We start from the raw sequence: 5,524 nt of genomic DNA on the forward strand, positions 1-5,524 counted from the left end.
CGCAAACGCACCGATCAGCCAGAACAGCGCGGCGGCAATGCCGAACACGACGGCCATCTTGGTGCCGGACATTTGCTCGCCGCTCGGGCCGTGGCCATGGCCTTTCGCAGCTGGCGCTGCAGCCGGCTTGGCGGCGGGCTTGGCGGGTGCAGCGGGCAGCTTGGGCGCCGGCGGCGGCCAGGTAACCTCGCCGTTCTTGATGACGGTCAGGCCGCGGATCGCGTCGTCTTCCATGTTGACGTCGATGATGCCGTCCTTGGTCTTGCACAGCTCCTCGGTCAGGCGCAGCAGGTTGGTCGAATACAGCGTCGACGATTGCTTGGACAGGCGGCTCACCAGGTCGGTGTAGCCGACGATGGTCACGCCATGCTTCACCACGGACTGGCCAGGTTCGGTCAGTTCGCAGTTGCCGCCCTGCTCGGCCGCCATGTCGACGATCACGCTGCCCGGCTTCATGGACTTCACCATGTCGGCGGTGATCAGCTTGGGTGCAGGCTTGCCGGGGATCAGCGCGGTGGTGATGATGACGTCCACTTCCCGGGCCTGCTTGGCGTACATCTCGCGCTGGGCCTGCTGGAAGCCTTCGCTCATGACCTTGGCATAGCCGCCGCCGCCAGAACCCTCTTCCTCGTAATCGACCTTCACGAATTCGCCGCCCAGCGACACGACCTGGTCGGCCACTTCGGCGCGGGTGTCGTTCGCTCGCACGATGGCGCCCAGGCCCGCGGCGGTGCCGATGGCAGCCAGGCCCGCGACGCCTGCGCCGGCGATGAAGACCTTGGCCGGCGGGATCTTGCCGGCGGCCGTCACCTGGCCGTTGAAGAACCGGCCGAACGCATTGGCGGCCTCAATTACCGCGCGATAGCCGGCGACACCGGCCTGCGAGGTCAGCGCATCCATCTTCTGGGCGCGGCTCAGCGTGCGCGGCAGCGAGTCGATGGCCAGCACGGTCACCTTTTTTGCCGCCAGCTGTTGCATCAGGTCGGGATTCTGCGCCGGCCAGATGAAGGAAATCAGCGTGCTGCCTTCGCGCATCAGGCCGACTTCCTCCGGCGTCGGCGGACGCACCTTGAAGACGATGTCGGACGTGGACCACAGCGTGGCCGCGTTGTCGACCACGCCGGCACCGGCGGTGCGATAGGTGTCATCGCTGAAATTGGCGGCATCGCCCGCGCCGGTCTCGACCTGGACCGAAAAACCCAGCTTGATGAGTTTTTCGACCACATCGGGCACCGTTGCGACGCGCTTCTCGCCCGGAAATACTTCCCGTGGCACTCCTATCGTGAGAGGCATACGTGTTCCCCTTGATTCTGGTTGTAGATTGGGTTGGACAGCTTGTGGAGCAGGTGCGCCCGCTCCGTTCCTAATGCTTTTTTATCAACAAGCAACCACCTGGCCGGAGAGTATCCAGCCATGCGCGATGACCGCTCGTTGGTTTTCTTACACCGATCTTACACGCAAAAGAAAAATTAGCACAACCGTTCTTTTTTATTTTCAGTCGACGCGGCGCTCTAATTTCCCAGGACTCCCGCAGCTTTCCTCGCATTTCTCCCCGTAAATGACAAAAATTAAATGTAACGGCTTTTTATGACGTCACGAAGAATGCGCTTCGGAAGAGTTGCGCGAAATCAAGATTCTTTCCCCTGTGCAGCCGATCATTCCTGTTTTCGCCCGCGGATGCCATGCACGGTAAAATGGCGGCCTCTTCAAGGAAACCTATGTCAGAAGTCTGGAAACCCTCAGTCACCGTGGCCGCCGTCATCGAACGCGACGGCCGTTTCCTGCTGGTCGAGGAAGAGACAAGCGACGGCATCCGCTTCAACCAGCCGGCGGGCCACCTCGACCCCAATGAATCCCTGATCGAAGCCGTCGCCCGCGAGACGCTGGAAGAATCGGCTTATGAATTCACTGCGACCGGACTGGTCGGCGTGTACATGTCGCGCTATGTCTCGTCCCGCACCAACAAGGAAGTGACTTACCTGCGCTTCGCCTTCTGCGGCAATCTTGGTGCACAGCAAGATCGCGAACTCGACGAAGGCATTTTGCGTGCCATCTGGATGACGCGCGACGAACTCCTCGCCTGCCAGGAAAAGCACCGCAGCCCGCTCGTCCTGCAATGCATCGACGATTACCTCGCCGGACAGCGCGCGCCGCTGTCGATGATCTACACCCATCCCAGCGTCATCGGGGTGTTCAATGGCTAAGAAGCGGGTAGTGATCGGCATGTCGGGCGGCGTCGATTCGTCCGTCTCGGCATGGCTGTTGAAGGAACAGGGCTACGAGGTGATCGGCCTGTTCATGAAGAACTGGGAAGACGACGACGATTCCGAATACTGCTCCACGCGCCAGGACTGGATCGACGCGGCCAGCGTGGCCGACGTGGTGGGCGTGGACATTGAGGCGGTCAATTTCGCAGCCGAATACAAGGACCGCGTGTTCGCCGAATTCCTGCGCGAATACCAGGCCGGCCGCACGCCGAACCCGGATGTGCTGTGCAATGCCGAGATCAAGTTCAAGGCCTTCCTCGACCATGCGATGCACCTCGGCGCGGACCTGATCGCGACCGGGCATTACGCGCGCGTGCGGCAGGCGGCGAACGGCAAGTTCGAGCTGCTCAAGGCGCTCGACCATACCAAGGACCAGAGCTATTTCCTGCACCGGCTGAACCAGGCGCAGCTGTCGAAGACACTGTTCCCGCTCGGCGAAATCCCGAAGACGGAAGTGCGCGTGATCGCCGAGAAGATCGGCCTGCCGAATGCGAAGAAGAAGGATTCGACCGGCATATGCTTCATCGGCGAGCGCCCGTTCCGCGAATTCCTGAACCGCTACCTGTCGTACAAGCCCGGTCCGATGAAGACGCCCGACGGCAAGACCGTCGGCGAGCATGTCGGCCTGAGCTTCTACACGCTCGGCCAGCGCAAGGGCATCGGCCTGGGCGGCATGAAGTCCTACCAGAATGCCGACGGCAACAGCGACGCCTGGTACGTGGCGAAGAAGGACGTCGAGAACAACACGCTCTATGTAGTGCAGGGGCACGATCATCCGTGGCTGCTGTCGTCATCCCTTTCAGCGGGACAGACCAGCTGGATCGCGGGCGAGCCGCCCGCTCCCGGCGCCTTGTCTGCGAAGACGCGCTACCGGCAGGCGGACGTTCCGTGCACGCTGGCGACTTCTGCGGATCGATTCTCGCTCGACTTCCCCACGCCGCAGTGGGCGGTAACGCCGGGCCAGTCCGCCGTGCTGTACGACGGCGAAATCTGCCTCGGTGGCGGCATCATCGACGCCGCAAGCTAAGCAGTCAGCACCCACTCTTCGCAAGATTCCGCAGACAAGCGAATCATTGTCATTCCATCATGATGCAAAGTCGTTCCTTCCCCAGGGAAGGAACGACTCTTGCTCGCATCTCAGGCTACAAACACACACAGGACAGTGCTGTTCCCCGAAAAAAGCAGGTGCGCGCAGCATTGCCGCACGAGGCAAACGGGGTATGATGGGTTGCATCCGCACATAACGACAAAGTCAATCGGATGACGCCTGGTGACACAATCATTCCGTCCCGGAATGACACACCTGTCACAAAATGACACAGCCCTGCGAGCAACGACAATACTTGCCGCAAAGGAGACGACGGTGGTAAACGGAAAAGCACATATGCCGCTGGCAGCCGGCAGCGCCCTTGCACCTGGCGCCATGCAATTTGGCATGCTTCCTGCAGACGAGCGCGGGACCATGGTAGAAAAATCGCACCAGCGCTCGGCCGCCTACGGACTCGGCACCACCGACAATCCCGACTTCTCCCCGCTCGCGCGGAACGATCTCTCGCTCGTCATCGAACAGAACCAGGCATTGCACAAGTACGCACTGCCGGTGATGGAGACGCTGTACGAGCAGATCGTCAACACCCACAACATGGTGATCCTGACGAACGCGCAGGGCGTCATCATGCATACGCTGGGCGATGACGATTTCCTGGAAAAGGCCAACCGCGTCGCGCTGACGCCGGGCGTGGCCTGGTCCGAACAGCGCCGCGGCACCAATGCGATCGGCACCGCGATCGCGGAAGGCACGCCGACGCTGGTCCATGCCGACGAACACTACCTGCGCGCCAACCATATCCTGACCTGCTCCGCTGCCCCGATCTTCGACCCGCGCGGCGCGGTGATCGGCGTGCTCGACGTGACCGGCGACTGCAACAGCTTCCACCGCCACACCATGGCGCTGGTGCGCATGTCAGCGCAGATGATCGAAAACCAGCTGTTCGCCGCCGCCTACCAGGATGGCATCACGCTGCATTTCCACAGCCGTCCTGAATTCATCGGCACGCTGATGGAAGGCATCGTGTCCTTCACGCCGGGCGGACGCTTCATCGCCGCCAACCGCAGCGCGATGTTCCAGCTCGGGCTGACGCCACAGGCGCTCAGCACGCATACGCTGAACTCGCTGTTCGGCCTTGGCGTATCCGCGCTGCTCGACCATTACCGCACCGCGACGCCGGAACTGCTGCACATGTGCCTGCCGAGCGGCGTGCGCGTGTATGCGCGTGCCTCCGTGCGCCTGAGCAACAGCATGATCTGCGGCGCCGACGTGACGCCGCGTCCCGCGCCCTCGGAAAGCGATGCGACGCACCGTTTGTCCAGCCTGCGTTACCTGAACACCGGCGACCCGCAGGTTGCGGCGCTGATCACCAAGGTCAGCAAGGTCAACGGCAAGGACATCCCGATCCTGATCAACGGCGAGACCGGCACCGGCAAGGAACTGCTGGCCCAGGCCATCCACAACGATTCGCCGCGTGCGGGCAGCCCCTTCGTCGCGGTGAACTGCGCGTCGATTCCGGAAACCCTGATCGAATCCGAACTCTTCGGCTATGAAGACGGCGCCTTTACCGGCGCGCGCAAGAAGGGCAGCGTCGGCCGCATCCTGCAGGCCAACGGCGGTACGCTTTTCCTCGACGAAATCGGCGACATGCCGCTCAACCTGCAGGCCCGCCTGCTGCGTGTGCTGCAGGAGCGCATGGTGACGCCGCTGGGCAGCGCCAAGTCGATTCCGGTCAACGTCAACGTGATCTGCGCGACCCACCGCAACCTGCGCGACATGATCGCCAAGGGCGAATTCCGCGAAGACCTCTACTACCGCCTCAACGGCCTGGTGGTGAAGCTGCCGCCGCTGCGCGAGCGCAGCGATTTCGAAGTCGTGGTGAACAAGCTGTTGTCGTGCGAAAGCAAGGACATTCGCTACACCGTCGCGCCGGACGTGATGCAGATGTTCAAGCAGCACAACTGGCCGGGCAACTTCCGCCAGCTCACCAACCTGCTGCGCACTGCGATGGTCATGACCGGGGACGATGGCGAGATCCGCATGGAACATCTGCCGGATGACTTCCTCGAGGATGTGAAGAACATGGGCGGGGCCGAGGAAGCGCCAGTTGCCGTCGATACCGTCCCGGCAAACGCGAAGCTGGAAGATGTGGAACTGAACCTGATCCAGAAGGCGCTGGCGGCGCATGGCGGGGATGGGTCGGCGGCGG

4 protein-coding genes are annotated in these 5,524 nt (G+C 62.3%); 3 read left to right on the plus strand and 1 reads right to left on the minus strand.

Annotation, left to right across the window (positions count from 1 at the left end):
• The coding region (locus AYR66_RS11615) for a Re/Si-specific NAD(P)(+) transhydrogenase subunit alpha (RefSeq protein ID WP_088709765.1) at positions 1-1,293 on the minus strand (1,293 nt) is incomplete at its 3' end.
• A 425-nt stretch (positions 1,294-1,718) separates the two neighbouring features.
• Here AYR66_RS11615 and AYR66_RS11620 point away from each other — a divergent pair.
• The 3 genes from AYR66_RS11620 to AYR66_RS11630 all read left to right on the plus strand — a co-directional run.
• Positions 1,719-2,204: an NUDIX hydrolase gene (locus AYR66_RS11620; protein WP_088707616.1), complete on the plus strand. Its 486-nt coding sequence runs from the start codon at positions 1,719-1,721 to the stop codon at positions 2,202-2,204.
• Complete coding sequence (gene mnmA, locus AYR66_RS11625) at positions 2,197-3,294, plus strand: tRNA 2-thiouridine(34) synthase MnmA (protein ID WP_088707617.1); 1,098 nt, start codon at positions 2,197-2,199, stop codon at positions 3,292-3,294. Before AYR66_RS11620 ends, mnmA begins: the two co-directional genes overlap by 8 nt.
• Before the next feature lie 408 nt (positions 3,295-3,702).
• Positions 3,703-5,524 (plus strand): sigma-54-dependent Fis family transcriptional regulator (locus AYR66_RS11630; RefSeq protein ID WP_234814883.1); only part of this gene is annotated, 1,822 nt, incomplete at its 3' end.

Origin of the sequence: Noviherbaspirillum denitrificans, assembly GCF_002211445.1 — a bacterium.
GTDB classification, from domain to species: domain Bacteria; phylum Pseudomonadota; class Gammaproteobacteria; order Burkholderiales; family Burkholderiaceae_D; genus Noviherbaspirillum; species Noviherbaspirillum denitrificans.

What these genes read in the sequence shown, in the direction of transcription:
- mnmA (WP_088707617.1), top strand. Translation starts at nt 2,197, where the DNA reads ATGGCTAAGAAGCGGGTAGTGATCGGCATGTCGGGCGGCGTCGATTCG.
- AYR66_RS11620 (WP_088707616.1), top strand. Translation starts at nt 1,719, where the DNA reads ATGTCAGAAGTCTGGAAACCCTCAGTCACCGTGGCCGCCGTCATCGAA.